This window comes from Nocardia implantans (assembly GCF_035544775.1).
GTDB lineage: Bacteria > Actinomycetota > Actinomycetes > Mycobacteriales > Mycobacteriaceae > Nocardia > Nocardia implantans.
On the sequence record NZ_JAYKYQ010000016.1, the window covers coordinates 124,427 to 149,624 of the forward strand.

23 protein-coding genes are annotated in these 25,198 nt (G+C 67.4%); 9 read left to right on the forward strand and 14 right to left on the reverse strand.

The window, feature by feature from the left end; genetic code table 11:
* Positions 1 to 7: 7 nt before the first annotated feature.
* The gene (locus U3653_RS29770; protein ID WP_195081980.1) at positions 8 to 2,218 is read right to left on the reverse strand and encodes an MMPL family transporter; all 2,211 of its coding nucleotides are present in this window, start codon (positions 2,216 to 2,218) and stop codon (positions 8 to 10) included.
* Positions 2,219 to 2,393: 175 nt separating this feature from the next.
* Here U3653_RS29770 and U3653_RS29775 point away from each other — a divergent pair, with 175 nt between their 5' ends.
* Positions 2,394 to 2,999 (forward strand): mycothiol-dependent nitroreductase Rv2466c family protein, encoded by a 606-nt coding sequence (locus tag U3653_RS29775; protein WP_195081981.1) that lies wholly within the window; start codon positions 2,394 to 2,396, stop codon positions 2,997 to 2,999.
* Between the two features lie 359 nt (positions 3,000 to 3,358).
* Here the strand turns inward: U3653_RS29775 and U3653_RS29780 are convergent, their stop codons facing one another.
* From U3653_RS29780 to U3653_RS29805, 6 genes are all read right to left on the reverse strand, one after another.
* A complete protein-coding gene (locus U3653_RS29780) occupies positions 3,359 to 4,102 on the reverse strand; it encodes a sirohydrochlorin chelatase (protein ID WP_195081982.1) in 744 nt (247 codons plus the stop codon).
* On the reverse strand, positions 4,099 to 5,340 hold the full coding sequence (locus U3653_RS29785; RefSeq protein ID WP_067810634.1) for a uroporphyrinogen-III synthase: 1,242 nt from the start codon (positions 5,338 to 5,340) through the stop codon (positions 4,099 to 4,101). Before U3653_RS29785 ends, U3653_RS29780 begins: the two co-directional genes overlap by 4 nt.
* A 6-nt stretch (positions 5,341 to 5,346) precedes the next feature.
* Complete coding sequence (gene nirD, locus U3653_RS29790) at positions 5,347 to 5,748, reverse strand: nitrite reductase small subunit NirD (RefSeq protein WP_067810636.1); 402 nt, start codon at positions 5,746 to 5,748, stop codon at positions 5,347 to 5,349.
* A 64-nt stretch (positions 5,749 to 5,812) separates the two neighbouring features.
* Positions 5,813 to 8,338, reverse strand: coding sequence for a nitrite reductase large subunit NirB (nirB, locus tag U3653_RS29795; protein ID WP_195081983.1), 2,526 nt, complete (start codon positions 8,336 to 8,338; stop codon positions 5,813 to 5,815).
* A 29-nt stretch (positions 8,339 to 8,367) separates the two neighbouring features.
* A complete protein-coding gene (locus U3653_RS29800; RefSeq protein ID WP_323124403.1) occupies positions 8,368 to 9,864 on the reverse strand; it encodes a nitrate/nitrite transporter in 1,497 nt (498 codons plus the stop codon).
* A 310-nt stretch (positions 9,865 to 10,174) separates the two neighbouring features.
* Positions 10,175 to 11,431 (reverse strand): MFS transporter, encoded by a 1,257-nt coding sequence (locus tag U3653_RS29805; protein WP_397069122.1) that lies wholly within the window; start codon positions 11,429 to 11,431, stop codon positions 10,175 to 10,177.
* Between the two features lie 65 nt (positions 11,432 to 11,496).
* On the opposite strand from U3653_RS29805, the gene U3653_RS29810 reads away from it, so the two are divergent.
* Complete coding sequence (locus tag U3653_RS29810) at positions 11,497 to 12,168, forward strand: FadR/GntR family transcriptional regulator (RefSeq protein ID WP_195081984.1); 672 nt, start codon at positions 11,497 to 11,499, stop codon at positions 12,166 to 12,168.
* A gap of 193 nt (positions 12,169 to 12,361) precedes the next feature.
* Entirely contained in the window at positions 12,362 to 13,843 is a 1,482-nt protein-coding gene (locus tag U3653_RS29815; RefSeq protein WP_195081985.1) for an MFS transporter, read from the forward strand.
* 255 nt (positions 13,844 to 14,098) lie between these two features.
* Here U3653_RS29815 and U3653_RS29820 read toward each other — a convergent pair whose 3' ends face one another.
* The 5 genes from U3653_RS29820 to U3653_RS29840 are packed head-to-tail and all read right to left on the reverse strand — an operon-like array spanning position 14,099 to position 17,809.
* Entirely contained in the window at positions 14,099 to 14,740 is a 642-nt protein-coding gene (locus U3653_RS29820) for a Uma2 family endonuclease (protein ID WP_323124387.1), read from the reverse strand.
* Between the two features lie 35 nt (positions 14,741 to 14,775).
* Positions 14,776 to 15,549, reverse strand: a complete 774-nt coding sequence (locus U3653_RS29825) for an ESX secretion-associated protein EspG (protein ID WP_195081986.1) — start codon at positions 15,547 to 15,549, stop codon at positions 14,776 to 14,778.
* 11 nt (positions 15,550 to 15,560) lie between these two features.
* Positions 15,561 to 16,901 (reverse strand): hypothetical protein, encoded by a 1,341-nt coding sequence (locus tag U3653_RS29830; protein WP_195081987.1) that lies wholly within the window; start codon positions 16,899 to 16,901, stop codon positions 15,561 to 15,563.
* A complete protein-coding gene (locus U3653_RS29835; RefSeq protein WP_195081988.1) occupies positions 16,901 to 17,284 on the reverse strand; it encodes a hypothetical protein in 384 nt (127 codons plus the stop codon). The genes U3653_RS29830 and U3653_RS29835 overlap by 1 nt, the downstream gene beginning before the upstream one ends.
* A 15-nt stretch (positions 17,285 to 17,299) precedes the next feature.
* Positions 17,300 to 17,809, reverse strand: a complete 510-nt coding sequence (locus U3653_RS29840) for a DUF3558 domain-containing protein (protein WP_195081989.1) — start codon at positions 17,807 to 17,809, stop codon at positions 17,300 to 17,302.
* Positions 17,810 to 18,083: 274 nt separating this feature from the next.
* On the opposite strand from U3653_RS29840, the gene U3653_RS29845 reads away from it, so the two are divergent.
* A complete protein-coding gene (locus U3653_RS29845) occupies positions 18,084 to 18,503 on the forward strand; it encodes a hypothetical protein (protein WP_195081990.1) in 420 nt (139 codons plus the stop codon).
* A 104-nt stretch (positions 18,504 to 18,607) separates the two neighbouring features.
* Here the strand turns inward: U3653_RS29845 and U3653_RS29850 are convergent, their stop codons facing one another.
* Together U3653_RS29850 and U3653_RS29855 are read right to left on the reverse strand one after the other, a co-directional pair.
* A complete protein-coding gene (locus tag U3653_RS29850; RefSeq protein WP_195081991.1) occupies positions 18,608 to 18,823 on the reverse strand; it encodes a DUF397 domain-containing protein in 216 nt (71 codons plus the stop codon).
* Entirely contained in the window at positions 18,823 to 19,695 is an 873-nt protein-coding gene (locus U3653_RS29855) for a helix-turn-helix domain-containing protein (protein ID WP_195081992.1), read from the reverse strand. Before U3653_RS29855 ends, U3653_RS29850 begins: the two co-directional genes overlap by 1 nt.
* A gap of 161 nt (positions 19,696 to 19,856) precedes the next feature.
* On the opposite strand from U3653_RS29855, the gene U3653_RS29860 reads away from it, so the two are divergent.
* From U3653_RS29860 to rpoB, 5 genes are all read left to right on the forward strand, one after another.
* Positions 19,857 to 20,291, forward strand: coding sequence for a hypothetical protein (locus tag U3653_RS29860; RefSeq protein ID WP_195081993.1), 435 nt, complete (start codon positions 19,857 to 19,859; stop codon positions 20,289 to 20,291).
* Positions 20,288 to 20,629 (forward strand): hypothetical protein, encoded by a 342-nt coding sequence (locus U3653_RS29865; RefSeq protein ID WP_324722488.1) that lies wholly within the window; start codon positions 20,288 to 20,290, stop codon positions 20,627 to 20,629. Before U3653_RS29860 ends, U3653_RS29865 begins: the two co-directional genes overlap by 4 nt.
* Before the next feature lie 119 nt (positions 20,630 to 20,748).
* Positions 20,749 to 21,297 (forward strand): hypothetical protein, encoded by a 549-nt coding sequence (locus tag U3653_RS29870; RefSeq protein ID WP_195081995.1) that lies wholly within the window; start codon positions 20,749 to 20,751, stop codon positions 21,295 to 21,297.
* 259 nt (positions 21,298 to 21,556) lie between these two features.
* The gene (locus tag U3653_RS29875) at positions 21,557 to 22,744 is read left to right on the forward strand and encodes a Cmx/CmrA family chloramphenicol efflux MFS transporter (protein WP_195081996.1); all 1,188 of its coding nucleotides are present in this window, start codon (positions 21,557 to 21,559) and stop codon (positions 22,742 to 22,744) included.
* A 329-nt stretch (positions 22,745 to 23,073) separates the two neighbouring features.
* Positions 23,074 to 25,198, forward strand: a 2,125-nt coding sequence (rpoB, locus tag U3653_RS29880) for a DNA-directed RNA polymerase subunit beta (RefSeq protein WP_435406599.1), incomplete at its 3' end; no start/stop codon positions are given.

Consider the following 25,198-nt stretch of genomic DNA (forward strand, 5'->3'; position numbering starts at 1 on the left):
CCTTCTCTCACTTGCCAACCACCATACCCCTTGGGGTATCAGCCGACGGCTCGGTCGGCTCGTGGGCGAAACTGATGGTGGGCAGGATCCGGCGCAGCCAAGCCGGGGACCACCAGGCGCCCCGACCGGTCAGGCGCAGCGCGACCGGCAGCAACACCAGGCGCGCCACCACCGCGTCCAGCAGCACCGCGACGCCGAGGATGACGCCCATCTCCTTCGGCGGAAGCGGATCGGCCAGCGCGAAGGTGAAGAACACCGCGACCATGACCGCGGCTGCGGCGAAGATCACCCGGCCGGAGTGGGCCAGCCCATCGATGCCCGCCGTGCGGGGATCGCGCGAGCGCTCGTAGTGTTCCTTGGCCGTGGCCAAGAGGAACACCGTGTAGTCCATCGCGATGGCGAAGATCATCGCGAAGAAGAACACCGGCCCCCAGCCGTCGAGGAATCCCTGTGGAGTGAAGCCGAGCAGGCCCGCGCCGTGACCGTCCTGGAAGATCAGCTTCGCCACACCGAACGCGGCCGCGGTCGACAGCAGGCTGACCAGGGTGCCCAGCGCGGCGATGAGCGGAGCTTGCAGCGCCACCAACAGCAGGAGGAAGCCGAGCACCAGGATCACCCCGACGACGAGCGGCAGGTAGTCGTCGAGCGCCTGTTGCAGGTCGAGGTTCTCCGCGGGCGCGCCGCCGACAAGGGCGTCGGCGGGCAGTCGACCACGCAGGTCGTCGAGGATGCCGCCCAGCCGGTGATCGGAAGGATCGACCGCGGGCAATGCCTGCATCATGACCAGGCCGGAATCATCCGCGGCCGCCACGGGCGGAGTGACCATGGCGATGCCGTCGGTCGCGCCCGCCGCCTCGGCGCCGCGAGCGGACTCGGCCGCGGGAACGATGATCTGCAATGCGCCGGGCGCTCCCTCGCCGAGCTGACGCTGCACCAGTTCATAGCCTTGCCGCACGGGTGCGTCTGCGGGCACCACCTGGATCGACGGCATCGCGACCCGCAATCCGGCAGCAGGCAACGCCAACGCCACCAGCACTCCGAGCCCGGCCAGGGCGAACGGCCACGGATGATCGTGCAGTATCTCTCCCCAGCGAGCGAAGCGTGGCGAGCGATGCTGCTGCCGGGTCGCGAACGGCAGTGCCGCGGCGTTGATCCGGCCGCCCAGCGCGCCCAGCGCGGCAGGCAACAACGTCAGCGTGGCGGCGAGCACGAATACCACCGCGAGCATGATCCCCACGGCCATGGTGCGCACCGCGGGCGCCGGAACCAGCAGCACCGCCGACAGGCTGACCAGCACGGTCAACCCGGAGAGCACGACAGCCTTGCCCGCGGTGGCCATGGTCTCGGCCACCGCCGAACCGGCATCGGCGGACTTGGCGAGCGCGTCACGGAAGCGCGCGACCAGGAACAGCGCGTAGTCGATGCCCAGCGCGAGAGCGAACATCATGGCGAAGTTCATCGCCCACACCGAGATCGGCGTGAGGTGGTTGAGCAGCACCAGGCCACCCGCCGAGGCGACCAGCCCGGCCACGGTCAGCAGGAGCGGAAGCCCGGCCGCCACCAGCGAGCCGAACGCCAGCACCATGATCGCCAGCGTGACCGGCCAGGAGAACAACTCGGCCTCGAGCATCGCGTCGTGGTTGGCCTTGTTGAAATCGCTCCACAACGCCGACGCACCGGTGGGATAGACCTCGATTCCGGCGCCGGACAGCGCGGTCAGCGCCGCCTTGTGCTCATCGACGGCCTTGACCATGTCGTCGGTGGAGGCGTTCGCGCCCGCGATCAGGATGCCGGTGTGGCCGTCCGGACTGATCGTCATGCCCGGCTGCGGCGGGACGACGGCTCCGAACCGGGAGTCGTCGGCGAAGATCGCCGAGACCCGGCCCAATGTCTGCCGCATCGCCGGACCGGCCACGGTCTCGGTGTCGGAGTGCACCACCACTTGCACCGCCGCCGAGGAATTCCCGCCGAAGTGCTGCTGGGCCAGCTCGCGGACCCGCACCGACTCCGAACCATCGGCCTGCCAACCCGCGCCGGCCAGCGAGCTGAACACACTCGGCGCCGCTGCCCCGAGCGCCACCAGCAATAACAGCCACACACCGAACACAACCCGGGCGCGCCCGGTCATCGTCGCGCCCCAGCGCGCCAGCAGTCCGCCGGATGGCCACCGGTCCCCAGCGTCCACCCCGCCTTCCCCCACGAATGTCGTCGGCCGCATCGACGCTCCCTTTCCCTACTTGTACGAATCGCAGCGCTCACCCTGCCTTGCCATACCCCGGGGGGCATCACCGACTATACCCCTGGGGGTATTATGAGTAGAGTGCGATGCACCACAGCCGTTCCGCGCTGTTCTCATGAACCGAAGCGACACCGACCGAAGGAGCCGATCCCTGATGGCTGACATCGATCTCTATCTCGACCCGGTATGCCCCTTCTCCTGGGTCAGCGCCCGCTGGCTGCTCGAGACCGCGGGCGAGGACCACCAGGTGACCTTGCGACAGATGAATCTCGCCGTGCTGAACGAAGGAACCGAGGTGGACGAGAAGCAACGGCCGATGCTGGAACGCTCACGCCGCCTCGGCAGGCTCTGCGCCGCCGTCACCGACCGCCACGGACGCGACGCGTTCGCCCGGCTCTACGCCGCGTTGGGCTCCCGCATGCACGTCGGCGGCGCGCACGACGACGCGGCGATCACCGCGGCGATCACCGAAAGCGGACTCGATCCGACCCTCGTCGAGACGCTCGACGACGCGAGCCTCGACCGCCTGGTCAGCGCAACCCACCACGACAGTCAGCAGGTTCTCGGCGCCACGAACGGCGCGCCCATCATCGTCGTCGACGGCCACGCGTTCGCCGGACCTGTCCTCACGGGTCCCCCGGCTCCCGATCGGGCACGCGCCCTGCTCGAGGCGCTCGTCACGCTCACCACCACGGCCGAATTCGCCGACCTGCACCGGCCCTACCAGGGGCCACCCACCATCGCGGGTAGGCAGAAGTAATTTCCCGCGAGGTTCAGCCGAGCGCGCGCCCAGTTCCCATAACCGGACAGCGCCCGCCCCGGCTCGCCGCTACGACCTGGCGCTCAGCGAACCCGCCGCGACCTGACAGCGCCCCCCGAACCCTTCCGACCTGCCCACCGCGACCCGACAGCGTGCAGCGAAGCCTCCAACTGCCCACCGCGACCCGACGCGCGCAGCGAGGCCACCAAGTCCTCACCGGGACCGGATAGCGTGTGGCAAAGCCCGCGCCAACACCCCCACGGCTATCCGTCAGGCGCAGCGAAGCCCCGCCAACTCCCCACCGCGACCCGACAGCGATCCCGGACCGGCACCAGCTAACTCACCCGACCCGATAACGCTCAGCGAACCCGCGCCGGCTCCCCCGCCGCGACCCGGTAGCGCTCGGCGATCAACCGGACCACCGCAGGGTGTACGCCGATGGGCCCGGCGACGCCGTCGGCGCCCGACTCGTGCAGGCGCTGCTGGAACAGGCCGTGCGCGAGCAGATACGAGGCGACGAACACGCGGCCCGCCCCCGCCTCGCGAAGTTCCGCGACGACGTCCGGCACGCGCGGCGCGCCGGTCGCGACGTAGCCGATGCGAACCGGGGCGCCGAGACGTTCGGCCAGCAGCGCGGCCGCGCGGCGGACGTCCTGCCGGGCGCGGGCGTCCGACGAGCCCGCGGCGGCGAAGACCACGGCGTCACCCGGGCGCCAACCCGCCGCGCACAGACGCATCGCCATGATCCGCGCCAGCGCCGGATCCGGCCCCATGGCCGGCGTGACCGTCACCGCGGGATGCCGGCTCTCGGCGACCTCGCGCGGCACGTCCTGGTAGACGTGGTACCCGGAGGCCAGAAACGCCGGAACCACCACCGCCGGAACGGATTCCCCGGCCGGGGTCACCAGATCGCGCAGCACTTCCGAGGGCGAAGGACCGAGCACGTCCACGAAGGCCGTTCGCACCCACGGTGTCTCGGTGCCGGGCCCCGAAATCCCGGCACCGAGCTCCTTCGTCACGGCCTCGGCGAGCGCCGCGATCATCTGCACGCCCTTGGTGCTGCGGGTCCCGTGGGCCACCAGCACCAGGGCCGGCGCGGTCACCAGCTCCCCGCAGCCTGGATGTACCGAGGTGCCCGGGTCGGAATTCCGACGCCGGGCACCTGCGGTCCTCCTGTCGCGGTGGGCCGTGGGTTGTTGTCGATACATTCCGCCGGGTCCAGCGCGAGCCGGTAGCCACGTTTGACCACGGTCTGGATCGCTTTCGGCGTGCCGAGTCCGGCGCGCAGCCTGGCGATGGCGGTCTCCACCGCGTGTGTGTCGTCCCCGCCGCCGGGCAGCGCGGCGAGCAGGTCCTCGCGCGAGACGACCCGGCCGGGCTGGCGGGCCAGCGAGCGCATCAGGGCCATCGGCGCGGGCGCCAGCTGACGCACCTGACCGTCGACGACCACGCACGCGCCGCGCACGCTGATGATGTGGCCCGCGGCGTGAATCCGGTTGGCCCGCCTGGGCAGTTCCTCGGCGACGTGGCGAGCCAGCGCGCCCAGCCTGGCCCGGCCCGGCATCGAGGTCGGCACCCCGAGTTCTTCCAGCGGCGCGGCCGTGATCGGACCGACGCAGGCGGGCAAGACCCGGCCGCGCAGCGCGTACAGCAGCCCTTCGAGCAGCCCGGTTTCCTTGGCGCGCATCAACATCGACGCCACGGCGGGGGCGCTGGTGAAGGTGACGCAGTCCATGCCGGAGGTGACGATGGCCTCGATCAGGTGGTCCATCGGCCCCTGGTCGTCCGGCGGCACCCAGCGGTACACCGGCACCGGCACGACATCCGCGCCCGCGCAACGCAATACCTCGCAGAAATCGGGCACCGGCTCCCACTCGGTGGTGGCCCCGTGCAGCTGCACGGCGATCCGCACGCCCTCCACGCCTTCGGCGAGCAGGTGATCCAGCACCTCGGCGGACGACTCGGAGGCGGGTGACCATTCCTCCCGCAGTTCCGCGGCGCGGATGGCGCCCTTGGCCTTCGGGCCGCGCGCGAGCATGCGGGTGGTGCCCAGCGTCGCGCGCAGGTCTTCGGCGAGGCCCCAGCCCTCGGCCGCCTCCATCCACCCGCGGAAGCCGATTCCGGTGGTGGCCACGGTGATCTGCGGCGGATCGGCGACCAGCTGCCTGGTCACGCGCTCCAGTTCGTTGTCGTCGGCCAGCGGGATGATGCGGATGGCCGGTGCGGAAACGATGTTCGCGCCCCGGCGTTCCAGCAGCGTGGCGAATTCCTCCGCCCGGCGGGCGGCCGTGATGCCCACCGTGAATCCGGCCAGGCTCGCGCCCGCGTCAACTGTTGTCATTGGCGTTCATCCATCCGAGGACGCGAGCGCGGTGGCGACCGGCTCGTTGGAAATCGAAACGATGCCGTCGTCCACGCGCACCGCGTACACCGGCAGCATCGCCGATTCGTCGTCCAGGCAATGCCCGTCGACCAGGGAGAAGGCCTGCTTCAGCAGCGGCGAGGCCACGACGGGCACCCCGCCGCGATCGCCGACGATCCCGCGCGACATGACCGCCGCCCGTCCGATCGGATCGATATTGCCGACGGCATACAGCATGCCGTTGTCCAGCAGGAAAAGCGCGGCCTGCCGGCCGCCTCGCAGCAACACCGCAACGCCGCGGCCGGGGATCAGGTAGTCGAGACGGCAAGCCTGCGTCCACCCCGTGGTGGTTGCTGCGGCGATGCCGGGGGTATCGATCACGGTCATCGGTGTCATCCTCCAAACGCCTTACTCATTGGTACCGACGTTCTGTTTCCAAGCGGTTAAGCGGTCATTTCCCCTGCGTGGCGACCGGAACTTCCGGCAGTCCGAGCAGGACGGGAACTTTCCGCTCCCCGGATTCGTCGAAGGAAATCGTCGGATCGGTCTCCTCCGGGGCGTTGACGAACGACACGAAGCGAGACAGCTTCTCCTCGTCGTCCAGCACCGCGGCCCACTCGTCGCGGTAGCCGGCGACGTGCTGGGCCATCGCCGCCTCCAGATCCTCGGCGATGCCGAGGCTGTCCTCGCAGATCACCTGCTTGAGGTAATCCATGCCGCCTTCCAGCGCCTCCTGCCAGGGCGCGGTGCGCTGCAAACGGTCGGCGGTGCGGATGTAGAACATCAGATACCGGTCGATGTACTTGATCAGCGTCTCGTCGTCGAGTTCACCGGCCAGCAGCACGGCGTGCTTCGGGGTGAGACCGCCGTTGCCGCCGACGTAGAGGTTCCAGCCGTTCTCGGTGGCGATCACGCCGACGTCCTTGCCGCGCGCCTCGGCGCATTCGCGGGCGCACCCGGAGACGGCCAGCTTCAGCTTGTGCGGCGAACGCAGTCCGCGGTAACGCTTCTCCAGCAGCACGGCCATGCCGACCGAGTCCTGCTGGCCGTAGCGGCACCAGGTGGAGCCGACGCAGCTCTTCACGGTGCGCAGCGACTTGCCGTACGCGTGACCGGATTCCATGCCCGCGTCGACCAGTCGCTTCCAGATCAGCGGCAGCTGTTCGACGCGCGCGCCGAACAGGTCGATGCGCTGGCCGCCGGTGACCTTCACGTACAGGCCGAATTCCTTGGCCACCTCGCCGATGGTGATCAGCTGCTCGGCGGTGACCTCACCGCCCGGCATCCTCGGCACCACCGAGTAGGTGCCGTTCTTCTGCAGGTTGGCCAGGAAGTGGTCGTTGGTGTCCTGCAGCGCCGCCTGCTCGCCGTCGAGGATGTGGTCGCTCGAGGTGGAGGCGAGGATGGACGCCACGGTCGGCTTGCAGATGTCGCAGCCGGTGCCCTTGCCGTACTTGGCGATCAGGCCGGAGAAGGTGCGGATGCCGGTGACCTGGACGATCTGGAACAGCTCGGCGCGCGACTGCTCGAAGTGCTCGCACAGCGCCTTGGACATCTCCACGCCGGACTGCTCGAGCAGCTTCTTGAGCATGGGCACGCAACCGCCGCACGAAGTTCCGGCGCTGGTGCAGCTCTTGATGGCCGGGATGTCGCACGCGCCTTCGGCGATCGCCCCGCAGATCGCGCCCTTGGACACGTTGTTGCACGAGCAGATCTGCGCGTCGTCGGGCAGCGCGTCGGCGCCGAGTTCGGCGCCCGCGGGCGAGATCAGCGCGGCCGGTTCGGCGGGCAGCGGGCGGCCGACCAGCGGGCGCAGCGCCGAGTAGGCGGTGGCGTCGCCGACCAGGATGCCGCCGAGCAGCGTCTTCGCGTCATCGGAGACGACCAGCTTGGCGTAGGTGCCCTTGGCCGCGTCGTGCAGCACGACCGACAGCGCGCCCTCGGCGACGCCGTGCGCGTCACCGAAGCTGGCCACGTCGACACCCAGCAGCTTCAGCTTGGTGGACATGTCCGCGCCGGGGAACTCGCCCGCGCCGCCGAGCAGGCGGTCGGCCACGATCTCCGCGGTGCTGTAACCCGGGGCGACCAGGCCATAGCACACGCCCTCCACGGCGGCGCATTCGCCGATGGCCCAGATGTTCGGATCGGAGGTCTGCAGGCCCAGATCGGTGACGATGCCGCCGCGCGGAGCGATCTCCAGTCCCGCGTCGCGGCCGATCTGGTCGCGCGGGCGGACACCGGCGGAGAACACCACCAGCCCGGCCTCGATCACGCTCTCGTCGGAGAGGGTGACCTTCACGCCGTCGCCCGCGGCCTCGATCGAGGAGGTGCCGACACCGGTGTGCACGTGCAGGCCGAGGTCGGTGACCAGGCGCTCCAGGATGGCGCCGCCGCCCTCGTCGACCTGGGCGGGCATCAGCCTGGTGTTGTACTCGACCACGTGCGGGGTGAGCCCGAGCAGCCGCAGCGCGTTCGCGGCCTCCAGGCCGAGCAGGCCGCCGCCGACCACCACGCCCGCCGCGCCCGGACCGGCGGCTTCGGCGGCCGCGCGGATGCCGTCGAGGTCGTCGATGGTGCGATAGACGAAGCATTCCGGCCGGTCGTGACCGGGCACCGGCGGAACGAACGGGTAGGAGCCGGTGGCCAGCACCAGCGCGTCGTAGGCGAGGATGTCGCCCGAGGACGTGGTCACCTTGCGCGCCGCCCGGTCGATCGACTCGGCGCTCTGGCCCAGCCGCAGCTCGACCAGCTCGTCACCGGCGTACTCGTTGCCGGGCAGCGCCAGCGCCTTGGGGTCCCAGGCGCCGACGTAGGACGACAGGCCGACGCGGTCGTAGGCGGGCAGCTGCTCCTCGCTGAGGATGATCACCTGCCACTGGCCTTCGGTGTCGCGCGAGCGCAGCGCCTCGACGAACCGGTGCCCGACCATTCCGTGGCCGACGACCACCGCGGTCTTGCGAGCGACTGTGGGGTTCATCTGTTGGTCCTCCTGGACTGGATCGGGTGTCAGGCGCGGGCCGAGCCGGCGGACGGGGACTGGGACTGGCTGGCCTCGGCTTCGAGGACGAAGGTCTCGGCTTCGGCCACCACCTCGGAATCTGCGGGCAGGGCGCGCAGACCGGGACGGCGCAGGAACACCGCCCAGACCACCAGGGCGCACACCACGTAGAAGGCCATGAACACCCAGAACGCGGTGGTCGCCGACTTGGTGGACGCGTAGGAGGAGCGCAGCACCAGGTTGATGCCGACGCCGCCGAGTGCGCCGATGGCGCCGACGAAACCGATCAGCGCGCCGGAGGTGTTCTGCGACCAGGCCGCCTGCTGGGCGGGCGTGGCGTCCAGGCTCTTGGACTTCGCCTCGAACACCGACGGGATGATCTTGGTGACCGACCCGTTGCCGATGCCGGAGAGCACGAACAGGGCGATGAAGCCGATGACGAGCGCGGTCATCACACCGCCGCCGGCCACGCCGTTGTTGTTGTCGGCCAGCGTGCTGGCCACGGTGACCAGCACCGCCGCCGCCATCATCGCGCCGAAGACGTAGAGGGTCACCCGGCTGCCGCCGATGCGGTCGGCCCACTTGCCGCCGTACGGGCGGGCCAGCGAGCCGAGCAGCGGGCCGATGAACGCGATCTGCGCTGCGTGCAGCGTGGCCTGCGCGACGCTGTCGCCGCCGGCGCGGAAGCTGATCTGCAGGATCTGGCCGAAGGCGAAGCTGTAGCCGATGAACGAGCCGAAGGTGCCGATGTAGAGGAACGCGATCGCCCAGGACTGCGGCACCTTCAGCGCGGTGAGCATGTAGGAGAGATCGGCCTTCTGGTTGGGCAGGTTGTCCATGAACAGCGCGGCGCCCACGCCGGCGACCGCGATCAGCACCAGGTACACCGCGCAGATCAGTGAGGCGTAGCCGTTGCCGAGGGTCGCGATGACCAGCAGGCCGATCAGCTGGATCACCGGAACGCCGATGTTGCCGCCGCCCGCGTTCAGGCCGAGCGCCCAGCCCTTGAGCCGCTGCGGGTAGAACGCGTTGATGTTGGTCATCGAGGAGGCGAAGTTGCCGCCGCCGAAGCCGGCGAACGCGGCGATCACGAGGAACGTCGTGTACGAGGTGCCGGGCTGGTTGACGAAGTACAGCGTGAGCAGCGTCGGAATCAGCAGCATCACCGCGCTGAACACGGTCCAGTTGCGGCCGCCGAACCGCGCGGTCGCCACGGTGTAGGGAATCCGCAGGAACGCGCCCACCAGGGTCGGCATGGCGACCAGGAAGAACTTGCCCGCCGGGTCGATGCCGAACTTGTCGGTCGGCATGAACAGCACCATCACCGACCAGATCGACCACACCGAGAATCCGACGTGCTCGGCGAAGACCGACCAGATCAGGTTGCGGCGGGCGATGTCCTTGCCGCCCGCTTCCCAAGCGGTGACGTCCTCGGCATCCCAATGCTCGAGGCGCGGCCTGCGGATCTTCGTCCGTCCCAGCGCTTCCAGACGGTTACGCGTCAGCGTGCTCAACGGGGCCTCCCAAAGTCGGTTGGCCCCACGGTAGGAAATGGGTATTGCCGAAATGCTGCGCGAAATGACCGTCAAATCAACGGTTGCTCACGATTACCGGTGATCCGAGGTGAGTTTCGAGCGAATGTTTCAGGCATGTGACACAACGGTTTCCGTCCGTCACAAATAGGCCGATCTCGAATTCGACGGCCGGTGAGGTGTGACGCGCGCTACGTCGCGTAAATCGAATGCGCCAATCCTGGACCTGTTCGCACAGCCGCGCAACCGGAACTGTGAGATTTCCGGCCCGCGGCGGCGCGCGTCAATTCCAGGTGTCTTCGAGCACGCGCGGCTTGCACGCCTGCCACGCGCCCGCGAGCAGCACCAGCACGGCCACGCCCAGCATGGCGAACGGGACGAGCCAGCCGCCCGTCGTCGTGTGCAGCACGCCGAACAGCAGCGGACCCACGCAGGCCACCGCGTAGCCGACGCCCTGGGTGAAGCCCGACAGCGCGGCCGACCCGGCAGGGGTGCGGGTGCGCAGATTGATCAGCGTGAGCGCCATCGGGAACGTGCTGGGCCCGAGACCGAGCACGACCACCCACAGGATCGGCGCGGCCATCGGCGCGATCAGCAGACCGGCGAACGCGATGAAGAACAGCGCCGCGCAACCGACCACGACGGGGAACGGATTGCGGAACCGGGCCACCACCGTCGGCGCGGAGAGTGCGGCGACCAGGCCCACCACGGCGAACAGCCCGACCATGGCTCCGCCGTACGCGGCGCTCGCGCCCGCTTCGCTCAGGATCTTCGGCAACCAGGTGAACATCGCGTAGGTGGTGAGCGAGGTCATGCCGAACATGCCGGCCATGCCCCATGCGATCGGCGAGCGCCACACCCGCCCGTTGTGCGGCGGCTGCTCGGGCACCGCCGTGCGGTCGGCGCCGTCGTGTCCGCGCCGGCCGCGCAGCACCGCCAGCCACGGCACCGCCGCGGCGAACCCCAGCAGGCCCCACACGCCGAGCGAAACGCGCCAGCCGTGCGCGTCCGCGACCGGGACGGCGGTGAAGGCGGGCACCACCGTGCCGAGTTGCACCATCACGATGTACAGCGAGCTGATCACGGCGAGGCGATCCGGGAAGTACCGCTTCACCAGCGGCGGGATCACCACGTTGCCGATGCCCATGCCCGCGAGGGCCAGGGCGGAGAAGATCAGCAGTTCGGCGGTGCCCGACATCAGCACCCGGATCGACATGCCCGCGCCCGCCATCAGCATGGCCGTCAGCGCGGTGCGCTCCAGTCCGAGCCGGACCGCGAGAACCGGGGTGAGCAGCCCCGACAGCGCGAACATGGCGGTGGGCAGCATCCCGAAGACGCCGACAACGGCGGCGCCGTAACCGATCTCGGAGCCGATCCGCTCGGCAAGCGGGCTGAACGCGGTGACGGCGACGCGCAGCGTGAGCGCCGACATCACGATGGCGGCCAGGACCAGCACCCGGCCCTCGGTCAGCGCACGTCGACGGCGCTCGACCAGGACGGTTTCCTGGCGAGTCTCGGTTTCCGGAAGGGTCGCAGTCACCGAGAAATCATAGGATGACCGGATGAAGAGCGGCAACGATTTGTGATGGGCGGTACTCTGTCGAGGTGCAACCCGTCCGGCGCACCAGCCTCATCGCCCAGGTCACCGAACAGCTGCGTGCCGAAATCCGTTCCGGCCGTTGGCCGATCGGCTCCCGCATCCCGACCGAGCCGGAGCTCACCGAGCTCACCGGCACCGGCCGCAACACCGTGCGCGAGGCCGTGCAGGCCCTCGTGCACGCCGGCATGCTGGAGCGTCGCCAAGGCTCTGGAACGTACGTCATCGCCGCATCGGACCTCGGCGGAACGCTCGGCAAATATTTCGCCGACGCGGAGGAACGCGACGTGCTGGAGCTGCGCCTCGCGCTGGACGTCACCGCAGCGGGCCTGGCCGCGCGCCGCCGCGACGACACCGACATCGCGAACCTCCAGCGCCTGCTGGCCGAACGCGACAAGAAATGGGACGAGGACCCCACCGCCGCGATCGAGGCCGACGTCCAACTGCACCGCGCGATCGTCGTCGCCAGCCACAACGCCGTGTACCTCGAGTTCTACGATTCGCTGCTGCCGATCATCGAACAGGTCATCCGCGCGCGCACGGCCAAGTCCGACGACTCCTACACCGACGAGCACGCCGCGCTGGTGCACGCTGTCATCGACGGCGATCCCGAACGGGCCGCCTCCGCGACCCGCTGCTTCCTCAATTCGCTCATCGCGGAATATCCCGACGCGCGATAAACGCGTCAGGTAACCGAGTGGTCACCATTACCGGCCGCGTGATGTGAGTCGGAATTGCCGGGAACGTCATCGAGGGCCACGGGGACGCAACACGCGGCTCATACCTTTGTCTCGACCGTAGCTAGGCACTCGACAGCCGCCGGCGGCACTGCGCCGCGATGAGGGCCGGTCGAGCCGAATCGAGAGGAAGCCGATGACCGCCGTAGCAGCCACCGGCCAGCAGTCGCAGACAACGACTTTCGAATATCAGAAACGTGGACGCTGGCTCGACCACTGGGATCCGGACAATCCGACGTTCTGGGCCTCCGGCGGCGCGAAGACCGCGCGCAAGAACCTCATCTTCTCCGTGTTCGCCGAGAATCTCGGCTTCAGCATCTGGGTCATCTGGGGCACCGTGGTGACCAGCATGGGCGCCGCCGGATTCGACTTCCTCGCCGGTCTCGGCAAGGGCAATCCCACCGCGGTGAGCAACGCGCTACTGCTGACCTCGACCCCCACCTTGGTCGGCGCCGCGCTGCGCATTCCGTACACCTTCGCCATTCCCCGGTTCGGCGGGCGGGCGTTCACGGTGTTCAGTGCGGGAATGCTGCTGCTGCCCACGCTCGGCCTGGCCTACTTCGTCAACCAGCCGGGCACCCCGATGTGGGTGTTCCTGGTGCTCGCGGCGCTCGCGGGCGTCGGCGGCGGCAACTTCTCCTCCTCGATGGCCAACATCAACTTCTTCTTCCCGGAGGGCAAGAAGGGTGCGGCCCTTGGCATCAACGCGGCGGGCGGCAACCTCGGCGTCGCCCAGACCCAGCTGATCCTGCCGCTGGTGATCACCCTCGGCACCCACATCATGGCCAAGGACCCGGGCGGCTATCGCTTCGGCATCACACTGTCGGTGCTGGTCTGGGTGCCGTTCATCCTGGCCGCCGCGTTCGGCGCGCTGCGCTACATGGACAGCATCGCCACCGCCAAGTCCGACGGGAAGTCCTACCGGCTCGCGCTCACCAACCGGCACACCTGGGTGATGGCGATCCTCTACATCGGCACCTTCGGCTCGTTCATCGGCTTCTCCTTCGCCTTCCCGACCCTGATCAAGGCCAACTTCCCCGACTTGGCCAAGATCGGCTGGATCACCACGCTCGGCAACCTGGCGTTCCTCGGCGCGCTGGTCGGGTCGTTCAGCAGGCCGTTCGGCGGCTGGGTGTCGGACAAGGTCGGCGGCGCGAAGATCACCCTGTACGTGTTCGGCGGCATGGCGATCGCGGTCGCGCTGATCATGGCCGCGCTGGAACTGAAGAGCTTCCCGCTGTATCTGGTCGCGTTCCTGCTGCTGTTCGTGCTCACCGGCATCGGCAACGGCTCGACCTACCGGATGATCCCGACCATCTTCAGCGCCGAGTCCAAGAAGTACGCCGCCGAGCACGGCATCGACATCGCCGAAGCCGCCGTCTCCGCCAAACGCCAAGCCGGCGCAGCGATCGGCGTCATCGGCGCGGTCGGCGCCTCCGGTGGCTGGCTGTTGCAGCAGGCGCTGCGGTTGTCCAACACCCACCTGCACAGCATGGCTCCCGCGTTCTGGGCCTACGCCGGCGCGTTCCTGGTGATGGCCGCCGTCACCTGGTGGTTCTACCTGCGGTCCTCGTTCGCCATCCAGCGCGTTCCCTCGCTGGCCTACGCGAACGTCTGACCGTCGCAGCCTGTCCCGCGGTCCGGACCCCGCGGGACACGGGCGTCGCATCCGCCGTCCCCCCTCCGGCGGAGCCGACCCCCACCACCGAACGTCCGCTCGTCGCCCGGGTTGATCCGGGTCCCGGCCTGCACCGAGAAGACGGGCGGACGTTCGGTGTCGTCGTGCGACGCTGCAGTGATCGACTCTCCGACCCGATTCAGGACCGCGGGTGCCGACTTCGTTCCGACCGCAGGCCACCTGCCCCCGTCTGGTTCAGAATTCGAGTTCGGACCAGGGAATGGCGATCGGGAACGGGAAGTCGATCTCGATGCCGCCCGAATCACCGGGTGTCCATTCGCCGACCATGAGGTAGTTGGACGCGTGGAGCGGATGAACCCCCTCCGGAAGCTGAGCATGCCCGGTCTCGACCGCGTAGGCACGCACAATGGCGATAGCGCTCGCTTCGCGAGCCAGAGTCACTTCCCAGTACCACGGAATTCCGGCGCTCGCGTATCGAACCTTCTTCGCCTCGATATCAGCCTGGGTGTCGGACGGCGACAAAACCTCCCCGACCAGCGAGACGTCGCCGCCACGGACATCCTGGTACGGGGTTTCGAGACACCTGTGCGCGAGAAAGTCGGGAGTAAGGAAATCGGATTTACCACTGCGGCCCAGAAAGACATTCGTCTCCGTCGTGACACGCCAGCAATGCTGTGTGCGCACGCACATGTCTTGCCCGGCACAGCGGCGCAAGGCGCTCCACATCAAATTGGTGAATGTTTGATGTTCGGAGGGACCGCGGCGAACCCAGACCACGCGACCGTTCCACAACTCGATCTGACTCGCGATCTCCTCGGGGAGTCGCTCCAACTCCTCCCAGATCATGTACTCGGGAAGGTCGGGCCGCTCGGGCATGCCGCAATAGTAGATGACCTGCCCGGCCACTCCGGTCAATACGGTAGGTGGACGCCGCCGCGCACTTCCTTGACGGTTCTGACGATCATCTGTTGCAAGGTGGCGGCGATGCGCTCAGGGGTGGTGGGTTTGATCGTCAGCAGGTCGGTGCCGAAGGTGACGTAGCGACCGTCGTTCTCGACGTCGTTGAGCTGGAAATCCTTGCGGCCGTGCGTATGCCGGTTGTCGACGCTGCCCATCGCGTAGACGCCGACGTGCCCGATCAAGGTCATGGCGCGGGTGAAGAACCGCTCGAACTCCTCCCGTGGCGTCGGCCGCCACGCGTCCCGGACCGGCGGTCTCGGCCGCGCCAACTCCTCGGTGGAGGCTTGCAATTGCTTGCCCTTCCCCGGAGCACAGGCGGGAAACACGTCGACCACAGCTCGCGCCACCGCACCGGCGGGCAGCAACGTCAGCACCACGTCACCGCCGTGTTCGGGTTTCGGTCCTGGTTCCTGCACCGCGATCGCGCCGTGTTCGTAGTGCACCCCCGCATGGGCCCGCAGCCTGCGGTCGCGGCGTCTACCGGCGAATCCGGCCACCTCCACCCTCGCCTCCGGAGCCAGCAGCACTTCCACCGCGCGCAACAACTCGTCATCGATGCGCGGGCGCAGCGACTGCGCGGCGGCCTGCCGCAACCGCAGACTCTCCGAGCGGAACTCGGTCGTGTACTGGTGCTGCAAGGGATACGGCAGCACATCGCGTCCGGTGGACTCCCACAGTGTCCGGAATTCGAGCGCGGTGAATCGCCAGTTCTGCACCTCGGGCATGGGTGAGGTCCTTATCGCGGGTTGTCGCCGATGACCGGCGGAACCGTCCTCGGCAGCTGGTCCAGCCCCGTGAGCTCGTCGCCGTGTTCCTGAGTGATCAGGTAATCCGGGATGCCCTTGGTCGATTCCTCATCGGATTTGCCGCCGCGCGCACCGGGCGCCATTCCGCTCATGCCGCTGGTACCGACGCGGCCGGGCGAGGCACCCGTGCGTGCGGCTGCGGCCGAGACGGCGTTGGGATTGCTCGGCGTGCCTTTGGACGGCATCGAGACACCGGGTCCGCCCGGCGTTCCGGGATTACTCGGCGTGCTCAGGTGCGGGCTGCCAGGACTGTGCGGCGATGTGCTCGGCGCAGGCGTCGTGGACGCAGGCGTTGTCGAAGCCGGAGTGGTGGACGCCGGGGTCGTCGATTCCTGCGTAGTGGACGCCGGGTCGGTGTCCGTCGACTCCGGTTTCTCCGAGGCGATGTCCGAGGGTTGATCGCTGGACTGAGTCGCCGGATCCTCGGTGGGATTCTTGCCGGAAGGCTCCGAGCTGGGCGACGAAGTTCCTGAGGGGTTCTGACTGCCGCTGTTCGTCCCTCGCGGGCTGGTGCCGTCGTCTGCGCCGCCCGGATTCGTGGTGGAAGCCGGACGCGGAATCACGGGCACGTTGGTATCCGATTCCATGACAACCGGGGCGTACACGGTTCGCAGCACCCGCAATGCTTCGGTCTTCGCGTTGTACTCGGCGACGTCGTCGTTGCGCCATCCGCGTCCGGCGACGAAGGCGAGGGCGTTGCCGATTCCACTGCGGTGCTCCGGCGCGTGCGGGACCAGTTGCTTGGTCGGTTCCAGCCCGGTCAGCAACTCGGACAGCTTGTTGCCCGTCAGCCGGGCCGCATTCGAGACCTGCGCACCTTGGGCGGCATAGTCGGCGACCGCACTGGCTGCGGCGTTGCGCGACTCACCCCGCCACACACTGCCATCGGTGGCCCGCGCCATCGCCTTCGTGAAGGTATCCAGAGAGGTTTGGTGCCGATCAGCGATGGTGTTCCACGCGGTTACCAGATCGGTGACCGCTTTCAGATCGATCTGATCGACCTTGCCGCGCAGCGTCGCGACATCGTGCCGCTCGAACTCGTCGGCGTCGAGAACCTCCCGCGGCCGGAATTCGCCCTGGAACCCGACACCGGCCGCTCGGCTGCGCACGCCGTCACGCTGCTGGTTGTACTTGTCCTGCACCCCGGCCACATTCACCTCGGGCTGCAACTCTTCACCCGAGATCCAATTGGTGACGTTGCGCAGCACAGTCGAACCGAGCTGCCCGTAGTCGAGTTCCAGAACTTTCAGTCTCTCGAACGGATTGACCATCAGCGCACCTGCTCGGTGGTGTTCGCGAACTGCGTCGCGTTCTCGATGTCCTGCCCGGTGATGCGCTTGAACGAGATCGCCATGACCTCACGCATGTTCTTCACGGTCTCGATGTGCTCGAGGATGATCTGATCGATCGAATTACTATCCCCGGTACCCTGCTTCATGAACTTGGTTTCCAGGCCCCGGGCCATGTCGAAGTCACCGAAACCGCTGACATTTTGCACTCTGCGTGACAGATCGCGAATCCCCTCTAGATCAGCGATTCTCTGGTCACATGCCTTGGCGCAGAGATACGCAGCATTCTCGTCGTCGAGATACAGTTCCCCTCCCCGCGCTTGGCCGGCCAGTCGGCTCCACACCGATGCATTGTCCTCGTTCATATGACCCCTCCCTGATCAACGCGGTAGCACCGGCACGATCGACTCTCCGACGCGGTACAGGACTGTGCACGGGTCTTCCAAGTTGTCCTGCCCGGCCCTGTTCATGGTAGCTACCTGCACGACGCCCTGAGTTGCCGGGAAAACCACATCGCAATCGAAATTCTTAGAGGCGCCCTCGACCCTGAATTGGCGGCCTTGACGGCCAGCGACCGTAACATCCTTGAAGTCGACGTTTCCAGGTTTGCGTTCGAACTCCGCCACTGTACGACCGGTCGAGTACACGGTGATGGAGTACTTCGATCCTCTCCAGCTACAGATCTCCCAGCCGGACTGATGCACACCGGCGATGCCCGACTCTTCAGTTTTCGGATCGACTCCCGCGGCCCGCAGCGCCTCGTCGGGGATCCCCGTGCACGGGTTGAACAGAGCCTGTGCCGTAGTGCTGGCCCCCGTCGTGGGCGATCCGGTCGTGGTGTCTTCGCATCCCACGGTTCCGGTCGCCAGTGCACCGATGAGCAGTGCCAACAGGATTCGACGACTCATCCCCACCCTCTCGACCCGTGACGACTCAAGTGCGCCAACAGTAGCAGACGGCATGTCCGGCGCTCTTTGGTCGCGCTGGTCAGCGGGTGCCCTGATCTCGGGCGCGTGGGGCAGCGGTGGGCTGGGGGGCGGCAGGGGCTCTCCGTAGCGGGGCGTGCGGGTTTGGAGACGGATCTATGGTGGCAGGGCAGTAACGAGATGGACGAAAGCTAGGACATAGGACTGAGTTCGACGCAGATTCGAAGGGGTTGGAATCATGAAGTTCGGCAAGATCGTGGCCGGGTTCGCGCTGGCTGCCGCCGCAGTCTCGATCGCTCCCGCCGTCGCCTCCGCCGACGATCCGGAGTTCCCGCGCAACGGCGTCATTCCGCCGGGGACCTACCACATCGGGAGAGGCCCCTCCAACGTGATCGGGTCGCCGATCGAGAACTGCGACCTGCAAGTCTTCGGGGATGGCAGCACTGTGACGCTGATTTGCGGCGCCTCCAGCCGAAGCGGGCATCAGACGCCGGTCGGCCCGGACGAGACCTATGTTTCGTTCGACTTCGTGCCGCTCGGCCTCGACCTGCATGACATCGACCCGCGGCAGGGGCTTTGGAGCGGAACGGTGAATATCGCCGGAACTCCGATCATCGCCCCGTACCCGCTGGCAGCGGTCTGGCTCAGCCGCCGCTGAACCGGATGCGCCGGTAAAGCGCTACGTCGCTCGCGTCGCGATGGATACGGCCTGGACTTCGGCTGCGGAGCAGAAGTCCAGGCCGTCTGTCGGCTACCGCGAGGTCACATATCAAATGCCAGGTCGAACCCGCACGCGCCGACGCTGGCCGTGAAGGCGTCCCATTGGTCCGGCGTGAAGACGAGCGCTGGCCCGCTCGGGTCCTTCGAATCGCGGACACCGACGTGGCCAGCCGCGAGCCACGCGACTTCCACGCATGCATCGGCCTCACCACTGTGGACAGACTTGAACCACTTCGCTCCGGATAGGTCGACCTTCATTATTCGTATCTCCTGGCCATATTCCTGAGCAGATCTCTCGATCGTTGCTCGTCGAGTGCAGCACCATTGACGGCTGCGTGGATCACCCGGAAGCGGTTCACATCGTCCGCTTCCTCGAAAATCATCGTGCCTATGGCACCTTCGGTGTAGACGACAGACGGCTCGTCATGAGGGAAGTCGATGATGATGTACGGCGGGACCGCCAACCCGCCCGGGAAGCCAGCAGCGAAGGGAACTACCCGGATCGAGACGTTCTCCCGCGTACCCATGTCGGCAAGATGACGATATTGCGAAGACATGATCCGGGTAGAACCGACGACGGTACGCAGAGCCGACTCATGCACCAGGAATTCAGCCTGCATCGGCTTGTGCTTACGAGTGAGTATCGCTGATCGCTGAATTCTCCGTTCCACCAGCCAGTCGACCTCTTCGGACGAGCCCCTTGATGCAGAGGATCGCACACTGCGGGCATAGTCGGGAGTCTGCAAGAGGCCCGGTATGATAAGCGTCTGGAAGAAGTGCAAATCTGTTGCCGCAGCCTCTAATTGCAGATACGTGTTGAACCCGGGCCGCACCAGATCCCGGAAGTCCTCCCACCACGGTTTCACACGCGCGTGCTCGGCCAGCGATTTCAAGTACTCGGTCCGCTCGTCCGGCAGCCCGTAGTACTGGCAGATGTACTCGATGTCCCGAACTTTGATCTTCTCGTTCTGCCCCAACTCCAGCCGCCCGAGCGAGGATCGGCTGATCTCCAGGACTTCGGCTACCTGCTCGAGGGTGTAACCGTTGGCCTGACGCGCGTCGCGCAGTGCGCGGCCCAACTGGCGACGCGGCAGCGTCGTCCGGCTGAAGTCCGACTTGGTACCGACCATTTCCGTTGCGTCCTCCCCTGCTATCCCACGGTGTGACCTGCTTTTTCCCACGGCGAGAATCGATGTCCGCCCACTCGGGAGGCGATCAGCGCGTACGCGCCGATTGCTGGGCACCGGCCGATTCGAGCTCCCCGTCGTGAGCACGTTCGCAGCATATGCACATGACCGAACAACCTGGAACGGAACTCGAATTCGTCACGAATTCCCGCGCGCCGGAGCCGAATACGCATGATCTACGGTCGACGGTTCCCGGCACCGGATCACACCGGCACGGAGTGACGGAGGGCCTGTTCGTCCCGCCCGGAATCTGCGCGCGCGCCGACGTCCGGCTGGCACACGAGCAGATGCGGGCGCACCTGACCTGCCGGATCGAGCGGTGCGCGTGGAAGGCGGCGGCGTACCGCACGCTGGTGATCACGGGACGGCTGACACCGCAGGCGGTGAGCCACCGGGAACGCGCCGCCGCGCGCGGGATCGGGTTCCCGTCACAGGACGACAGCGGCGACACCGACCATGTGCTCGACGTGCACACGATCCAAGCGGTGCTGGAGCAGTTGTCGGCGTTGGCGGCCCCACCGGACGCGGCGCGGGGGTGAGCCGTTTGCATCGCACCACGATCGGAGCCGTACAGGCTTCCTGGCGGGTGGTGGGAAGTCGCATCGAGATCGTGTTCTTCCGCGACGCCTCCGACCCCACGCCCGCCTACCGGCTGCGCAACAACGGCGACACGGTGCCGGTTCCGCTGGGCCAGAACGGTTTCGTCGCCTTCGACGAGCGCGCACTGCCGGATCTGGCGCAGGTCCGTGAATGGTTCCCGCGCCACTTCCGGCTGTGGGACGCGGTCCGCGCCGAGTTCTGGAATGTTCTGCTGCCCGCCCACAGGGCGCGCGCCGCGGACCTTCCCGTCCCGCGCCGGCCGGATGAGACGGCCTGATCCCCTACTTCGCACAGGTAACCGAGAGCCGAATGTCCAAGCGCCGAAATCGACGACCCGAATCACGCAAGCCGACGAGTGCCGCCATCCGATACCCACCCAGGACCACGATCGACGCCATGCTCGCGGCCATGCTCGCCGAGCGCCGAGCGGACGCGCCCGATATCGACACCGTGCACTTCTGGGGATTCGCCCGCACCGAGAACCCCACCGCGCACGACGCGGCACACACCCCTATAACCCTCGACTCCGATGCCGAACGCTCCCCCATCCTGGATTCGGCCGAAGGGATGATCCGGAGATTCACCGGCCGCATATGGGGTTTCGGGTTCGCCTACCTGACGGTGGGCGAGCTGTTCACCGACGACGTCCCCCAAGACGCGATTCAGGCCGCGCAGGCCGGCCGGTTGAGCGAACGCCCCACAGCCGACCCGGTCTGCGCGGCAACCATATTCGATGCCCGAGCACGCGCCTACACGTCGCTGACCTACACCCACCTGCCCGAACTGGGACCGACACCCACCTGGGTGAGCGACACCCGCGACTCCACCGACGCTTGGGTAGCCCTCTTCGACCAGCGCGCCGTCGCGGCGCACGTGTGGGCGGCGGCCATAACGCTCGATCCGTCCGCGAACCGCGCCGCCATAGCGCGTCTACGGGGGCGGTGAAAATCGCGTTGGACTCGTCCGGGTGCGTTGTTATGGTGAGGTCGTGAATTCTCCGGAGGCGTCCAGACGGTAGCCGCCCGGCATCCGTGCCGGGCGGCGTTGTGAATGCGCAACCGCCGGCCGAAATGCGGCCCGTGGGTATTTCGCGACGCCGGACAATGCTGGTTTCTCCGCATCGGGTGACGGTTCTCCCGATTGCGCGACCATCTCGGGCGTCCCGGCTGCTGCGTGGCGCCCTCTCTTCCGGGGAGTTCCTTTCATGCCCATTGTGGTGTTCGTGCTGGCTGTGGCGGTGTTCGCGCAGGGCACGTCCGAATTCATGGTGTCCGGCCTGTTGGAGCGCATCGCCGCCGACGTCGGGGTTTCGCTCGGGGCCGCCGGTCTGCTGACCTCGCTGTTCGCGGCGGGCATGGTGCTCGGCGCGCCGCTGATGGCGATGGCGGCGGGCAGGTTGCCGGTCCGGCATTCGGTGGCGGCGTTCTTGGCGGTCTTCTGCGTCACTCATGTCGTCGGCGCGGCGACCAGCGATTTCACCGTGCTGCTGATGACCAGGGTCGTCGCGGCCGTCGCCAACGCCGGATTCCTGGCGATCGCGCTGGCCGCTCTGCCGGGCTTGGTCGGCCCGGGCGTGGTGGGGCGCGCGACCTCGGTGGTGGTGTCCGGAGTGACCGTCGCCTGCATCGCGGGCGTTCCGGCCGGCACTGTGCTGGGGCAGCTGTGGGGATGGCGTGCCGCGTTCGTGGCCGTCGCGATCGTCAGCGGCGCGGCGGTGATCCCGGTGTGGGCGATGGTGCCCGGTGCGCTGCGCGCCGGTGATCGGCCGATCGCACCGCAGCCCTCCCTCCTGCGGGAGTGGACCGTGCTCGGCGAACGTCCGGTCCGCACCGCCGTCCTGGTCGCCGTCCTGGTCAACGCGGCGACCTTCGCGGGGTTCACGTTCCTCGGTTCGGTCACCACCGGGCTCGCCGACGCGGGCGCCCGCTGGGCTCCGATCGTGCTGGCCTTGTTCGGCCTCGGCTCGTTCGCCGGCGTGACGCTCACCGGCCGATACAGCGACCGTCATCGCGAAAGGATCGTCGCGCTCGGAACGATGGGGCTCGTGGCCGTGTGGCTGCTGGCGGCTCTGACCGCCCATACCCTGCTCGGCGTGGCGGTCATGGCGACCGCGTCCGGGGCGGTCGCGTTCGGAGTGGGATCGACACTGATCACGACGATCGTGCAGGCCGTGGCGCCCGCCGCGCCGCGGATCGCCGGTGCGTTGGCCACCACCGCGTTCAACATCGGCGCGGTTCTCGGCCCCCCCGCCGCCGCAGTCGTCGTCGGCCACACCGGCCGGCCCGCGCAGGCGTTCTGGTGCGGCGCGGTCTTCGCCGTCGTCGCGGCGACGGTCGTCCGGACCACCCGGAAACCGGCCGCATCATCGGCCGCAGCGGCCACGGTGGAGTAACCCTGGCGAATTACCGCTAATAGACTTGACGAACGGTGTAGCCAGATGTCACTATAAATACGGGAAGACACAAGAAATCATGTGTCTATTTTTTGATGTCCTCGACATCGGTCTAATTCGGGTGTAACTTAGGACGTCGCGCCGGGTCGCGTGCTGTCCAACTCTCGAAATACGAATTGACTGTGGAAGCGGCACAATCTGCGTGCCGCCTTCCACCCGTTGTTGTCGAGCCACGTTCGGACACTGTCCAGCACGGTGCGCCATGAGAAATACCGACCACAGGACAAGCAGATACCGTGACGCCCACACGGACGTGTGGGCGTCACGAGGTGCTGGAAGGACGCATCTTGACAGTCTCGAGTCAGACCGACGTCTACACCGCGACGCCCGCCGCTGCCGGAGTCTCCCGCGCGCCGAAACGACTCTCGTTCGCGAAGATCCGTGAGCCACTGGAGGTCCCGGGCCTGCTGGAAATCCAGACCGATTCGTTCGAATGGTTGATCGGCGCGCCCGCCTGGCGTGAAAGGGCCACCGCGCGAGGGGAATCCGGCGCGGGTGGTTTGGCGGAGGTGCTCGCGGAAGTCAGCCCGATCGAGGACTTCGCGGGAACCATGTCGCTGACGCTGTCCGATCCCCGCTTCGAGGAGGTCAAGGCCTCGATCGATGAGTGCAAAGACAAGGACATGACGTATGCGGCTCCGTTGTTCGTGACGGCGGAGTTCATCAACAACAACACCGGTGAGATCAAGAGCCAGACGGTCTTCATGGGTGATTTCCCGATGATGACCGATAAGGGCACGTTCATCATCAACGGCACCGAGCGGGTCGTGGTGTCGCAGTTGGTGCGTTCGCCGGGTGTGTATTTCGATCACACGGTCGACAAGGGCACGGAGAAGGATCTGCACAGTGTGCGGGTCATTCCGTCGCGTGGCGCGTGGCTGGAGTTCGACGTGGACAAGCGCGACACCGTGGGTGTGCGCATCGACCGCAAGCGCCGCCAGCCGGTCACGGTCCTGCTCAAGGCGCTGGGCTGGACGAGTGAGCAGATCGTCGAGCGCTTCGGCTTCTCCGAAGTGATGATGACCTCCCTGGAGAAGGACGGCACAGCGGGCACCGACGAGGCGCTGCTCGATATCCATCGCAAGCTGCGTCCGGGTGAGCCGCCGACCAAGGAGTCCGCGCAAAACCTGTTGGAGAACCTGTTCTTCAAGGAGAAGCGCTACGACCTGGCGCGCGTCGGCCGCTACAAGATCGACAAGAAACTCGGCATCCGCACCGGCGGCGGCTCACTGGCGCTCACCGAGGACGACATCGTCACGATCATCGAATACCTGCTGCGTCTGCACGCGGGCGAGAAGACCATGACCGCCCCGGGTGGCGTCGAGGTCCGGGTGGAGGTCGACGACATCGACCACTTCGGCAACCGCAGGCTGCGCACCGTCGGCGAGCTGATCCAATCCCAGATCCGGCTGGGGCTGTCGCGGATGGAGCGTGTGGTCCGCGAGCGGATGACCACTCAGGACATCGAGGCGATCACGCCGCAGACGCTGATGAACATCCGCCCGGTCGTCGCGGTGCTCAAGGAGTTCTTCGGAACCTCGCAACTGTCGGTGTTCCTGGACGAGCGCAATCCGCTGGCGAGCCTGACCCAGAAACGCCGCCTGTCCGCGCTCGGTCCCGGTGGTCTGTCCCGGGAGCGCGCCAGCCTCGAAGTCCGCGATGTGCACTACAGCCATTACGGCCGCATGTGCCCGATCGAGACCCCGGAAGGCCCGAACATCGGCCTGATCGGTTACATGTCGGTGTACGCGCGAGTCAATCCGTTCGGCTTCATCGAGACCCCGTACCGGAAAGTGGTCGACGGCCGCGTCACCGACGAGATCGACTATCTCACCGCGGACCAGGAAGACCTGCACGTCGTGGCGCAGGCGAACGAGCCGCTCGACGCCGGCGGACGGTTCGTCAACGCGCGCATCCCGGTGCGCCGCAAGAACTCCGAGGTAGAGCTCGTCGCCTCCGCCGATATCGACTATATGGACGTTTCGCCGCGTCAGATGGTGTCGGTCGCGACGGCCATGATCCCGTTCCTCGAGCACGACGACGCCAACCGCGCCCTCATGGGCGCGAACATGCAGAAGCAGGCCGTTCCGCTGATCCGATCGGAAGCGCCCCTGGTCGGTACCGGTATGGAGTTGCGCGCGGCGATCGATGCCGGAGATGTGGTCGTCAGCGAGAAGGCCGGTGTGGTGGAAGAGGTTTCCGCCGACTACGTCACCGTGATGGCCGACGACGGAACCCGGCGCAGTTATCGGATGCGCAAGTTCGCTCGGTCGAATCAGGGCACGTGTTCCAACCAGCGTCCGATTGTGGATGAGGGTCAGCGGGTGGAGCGTGGTCAGGTGCTGGCCGATGGTCCGTGCACCGATAACGGTGAGATGGCGTTGGGTAAGAACC

Excerpts from the sequence above, each read along its gene's own strand:
- U3653_RS29770 (WP_195081980.1), bottom strand. The coding sequence starts at position 2,218 with ATGCGGCCGACGACATTCGTGGGGGAAGGCGGGGTGGACGCTGGGGAC.
- U3653_RS29775 (WP_195081981.1), top strand. The coding sequence starts at position 2,394 with ATGGCTGACATCGATCTCTATCTCGACCCGGTATGCCCCTTCTCCTGG.
- U3653_RS29785 (WP_067810634.1), bottom strand. The coding sequence starts at position 5,340 with ATGACAACAGTTGACGCGGGCGCGAGCCTGGCCGGATTCACGGTGGGC.
- nirD (WP_067810636.1), bottom strand. The coding sequence starts at position 5,748 with ATGACCGTGATCGATACCCCCGGCATCGCCGCAGCAACCACCACGGGG.
- nirB (WP_195081983.1), bottom strand. The coding sequence starts at position 8,338 with ATGAACCCCACAGTCGCTCGCAAGACCGCGGTGGTCGTCGGCCACGGA.
- U3653_RS29815 (WP_195081985.1), top strand. The coding sequence starts at position 12,362 with ATGACCGCCGTAGCAGCCACCGGCCAGCAGTCGCAGACAACGACTTTC.
- U3653_RS29820 (WP_323124387.1), bottom strand. The coding sequence starts at position 14,740 with ATGCCCGAGCGGCCCGACCTTCCCGAGTACATGATCTGGGAGGAGTTG.
- U3653_RS29825 (WP_195081986.1), bottom strand. The coding sequence starts at position 15,549 with ATGCCCGAGGTGCAGAACTGGCGATTCACCGCGCTCGAATTCCGGACA.
- U3653_RS29830 (WP_195081987.1), bottom strand. The coding sequence starts at position 16,901 with ATGGTCAATCCGTTCGAGAGACTGAAAGTTCTGGAACTCGACTACGGG.
- U3653_RS29835 (WP_195081988.1), bottom strand. The coding sequence starts at position 17,284 with ATGAACGAGGACAATGCATCGGTGTGGAGCCGACTGGCCGGCCAAGCG.
- U3653_RS29845 (WP_195081990.1), top strand. The coding sequence starts at position 18,084 with ATGAAGTTCGGCAAGATCGTGGCCGGGTTCGCGCTGGCTGCCGCCGCA.
- U3653_RS29850 (WP_195081991.1), bottom strand. The coding sequence starts at position 18,823 with ATGAAGGTCGACCTATCCGGAGCGAAGTGGTTCAAGTCTGTCCACAGT.
- U3653_RS29855 (WP_195081992.1), bottom strand. The coding sequence starts at position 19,695 with ATGGTCGGTACCAAGTCGGACTTCAGCCGGACGACGCTGCCGCGTCGC.
- U3653_RS29860 (WP_195081993.1), top strand. The coding sequence starts at position 19,857 with ATGACCGAACAACCTGGAACGGAACTCGAATTCGTCACGAATTCCCGC.
- U3653_RS29870 (WP_195081995.1), top strand. The coding sequence starts at position 20,749 with ATGCTCGCGGCCATGCTCGCCGAGCGCCGAGCGGACGCGCCCGATATC.
- U3653_RS29875 (WP_195081996.1), top strand. The coding sequence starts at position 21,557 with ATGCCCATTGTGGTGTTCGTGCTGGCTGTGGCGGTGTTCGCGCAGGGC.